Annotated in this window: 2 protein-coding genes; both read left to right on the top strand. The window is 65.6% G+C overall.

Annotated features, from left to right (window positions below; all coding sequences use genetic code 11):
* On the top strand, positions 1 to 2,369 hold a 2,369-nt coding region (locus JI664_RS23595; RefSeq protein WP_286174260.1), incomplete at its 5' end, for a phage tail protein.
* Between the two features lie 21 nt (positions 2,370 to 2,390).
* On the top strand, positions 2,391 to 3,198 hold an 808-nt coding region (locus tag JI664_RS23590), incomplete at its 3' end, for a hypothetical protein (protein ID WP_286174259.1).

Genomic DNA, 3,198 nt, shown 5'->3' with positions numbered 1-3,198 from the left:
GGCCTTCGAGCTTCGGCCCTGACATGATCCGCATTTTCCTTCTTGCCGCCCTGCTATCGTGCTGGGCGACGATGGCGGCTGCCGATCCGGTCAGCGCGATCATCGTCGGCCTGAAGACGATCGGGGTCTCGGTCGCTGGTATTGGCGCCGTCGGATTGGCTGCCATTGAGTTCGGCGTTTACATTGGCCTGAACCTTCTGGCGCAGGCGATTATGGGCAAGCCCAAGGCCCCGGGCCAGACGATCGGGGAAATGGCGACGGGCGAGGCCTCATCGCAACGCACGATCCTCGGCACTTTCGTGACTGGCGGGCATCTTGACTATCACGGCTCGCACACGAACGCCGGCGACACGCCAAATGCCTATTACACGCGGGTGATCAGCCTGTCGGACGTGCCCGGGGTCTCGTTGAACCGCGTGCTGATGGGCGATCAGTGGGTGACGCTGGGGGAAACCGCAGACCCCGACTATGGCTACCCAGTCACGGAATACGCCTTCAAGGGCCGCGATTACTGCTGGATCAAGTTCTACGACGGCACCCAGACCAGCGCCGACGCGATGCTGGTCGACAGGTTTGGCGCGGACCCCGATCAGCCCTGGACCTCTGACGCGATCGGCACCGGCGTTGCCTATGTCATCGTGACCGCGCGCTTCAACCCGAAGGTCTGGACGGGTGGCCTGCCGCCGATCAAGTTCGAGATGACCGGCATCAAGGTCTATGACCCGCGCAAGGACACCACGGCGGGCGGCTCGGGCGCGCATCGCTGGGCCAATCCGGCGACGTGGGAGATCTCGGATAACCTGATCGTGCTGGCGTACAATGTCGCGCGTGGCATCCCGGTGCCCGGGGGTGAGGTCTATGGCGGGCGCATCCCGGCCGAGGATCTGCCGTTTTCAAATTGGGTCGCGGCAATGAATGTCTGCGACACGCTGGTGGGCGAAGGGGAAGACGAGCGGCGCCAGTTCCGGGGTGGGCTGGAAATCGCCTTTGCCGATGACGAACCGGCAGACGTGATCGACGCGCTGCTGGCCTCGTGCCTCGGTCAGATCTCGGAAAACGGTGGCGTGTTCCGGGTGCGCGTGGGCGAGCCGGACGTGGCCGCGCTGGCGATCACCGATGCCGATTGGATCATCACCCAGCCGCAGCGCTATGACCCGCATCCCGGCCTGCAGAACACGTCGAACGGCGTGCGCGTAGCCCATCCCTCGATCGACGCGCTTTGGGAGGTTGTGCAGACCGAGCCCCTGCTCGATGCGGAATGGGAGGCTGACGACGGCGATCAGCGGCTTCTGAGCGCGGTGCGGCTGGTGGCCTGCCCGTATCACCAGCAGGCGCGCCAGGTCGGACAGGCCATGGCGAAGGATGCCCGGCGCTGGCGCACCCATACCGGCTTCCTGCCGCCCGAGTTCCAGCAGCTCGAACCGCTCGACACGATCGAATGGACCAGCTCGCGCTGGCCCTATTCCGACAAGCTATTCGAGGTGGTCGAGATCACCTATCAGCCGGGCACCTTGCTTGTCGCCGTCACTTTGCGCGAGCGCGACCCCGAGGATTACGACATCCCCGCCGTCGATAACGGCCCGCAGGCCGGGGGCGTTACCGCACCGGGGGATCGGACGATCCCGGTCACGGCGGTGACGGGCGTTGCGGTAACGGACGCGGCCTCCCTCCAGCGCCGCCCCGCGATCCGGATCACCTGGGATTCCGATCTGGTGGAGGATGCCGCCGCGCTGCTCTGCGAGGTCAAGGTGACGGCCACGGACGTGCTGGTCGCGCAGAAGGTCGTGGATGCCACCGAGGGCGCGGTTATCGTGTCCTCGGGGATCATCGGCAACACCGGCTACAGCGCGCGCCTGCAGCCCGTTCTCAGCGTGCCCACGGCATGGTCGGCATGGGCGACAGGCACCAGCGCGGATGTCGAGATCACGGATTTTAACCGGCAATCTGCGCCCGGAGAATATGCGCCCGGCAGCTACACGGGGGCATGGCAGGACCTGATGCAGGTGACGCTGACCGATACCAATCTCGCGACCGCGTGGGAGATCCGTGCGGGGGGCGATATTCGGCAGATATTCTGGGAAGTCGACGAGTTCAACTACGGCACGCGATCCGGCCGCATCCGGCTTTTGCGCGAGCTGCGCAAGACTTCCGGCGATGCCTTCGGCTCTGCCGAGGTCATGGATGCCGAGAAAACCGCCATTGACGGTCAGTGGCGCGCGGTTGTGGCGCGCGACGACTGGGCCGGAAACTACAACCAAGTCCGCTACACGCTGCAGATCGACGTGGACACGACGATCGTCGGCACGGCGCCGCCCCCGGCCGAATCCAATCATCGCGACGCGTTCCTGATCGCCAAGCGAAACAACTGACCCCAAACTGCGAGTAATCCCATGACCGACGCCTGCACGGTGTCCGGCGTCCTCTATGACGCCGGCGGCGAACTGCTGACTGAAACGCAGCTTGTTTTCACCAGGCTGGGCAAGCTGGCTGCGCTTGAGGCCGAGACCGCCGTCGCGCCGGTCTTTGGAACGGGTGCGCGCAAGACCGTCACCACCAACGCGACCACGGCGGCATTCTCGATCGACCTGATGCCGGGGTCGTGGTCGGTGACCTACCAAGGCGTGACCGCGCAAGAGACGATCAGTTTCGAAGTGCCCGTCGCGGCCTCGGCAAATTTCGCGGTGATCATCGACCAGACGAACGCCGAAGGGTCGGCGATTGTCGAAAGCTATGCCGCACATATGGCGAGCACGTCTAACCCGCACAGCGTCACCAAGGCGCAGGTCGGTCTGGGCGACGTCGACAATACATCCGACGCCAACAAGCCGGTCAGCACGGCGCAGGCAGAAGCGGATGCCCTGCGGCTGGCGAAGGCGCAGAACCTTGCCGATCTTGAAAACGCTGCGACCGCGCGCGTCAACCTTGGGCTGGGCGATGTCGACAACACGTCCGACGCCGACAAGCCCGTCAGCACCGCCCAGGCCGCCACTTTCGAGGCCGAGGCGCTGGTCGGGGCGCGGCAGAGCGGCGCGGGCAAGCTCGCGCCAGCGATGATCAAGTTCCCGGCCGCGCGCAGGGACACCTACGCCTCGGGCGGTGGGTCGCGCTACCAATGGGTGGCCGCCTGGGAAATGGGCGCTGACGACCGGATCGAGCGGATCACCGGCTACCTCAGTTCCGAGGGCGGCGCCAACACCA

Source organism: Rhodobacter sp. NTK016B (genome assembly GCF_017303295.1).
Lineage (GTDB): Bacteria > Pseudomonadota > Alphaproteobacteria > Rhodobacterales > Rhodobacteraceae > Pararhodobacter.
The sequence above is the reverse complement of the archived record's forward strand: the minus strand, read 5'-3'. Positions and strand labels throughout refer to the sequence as shown.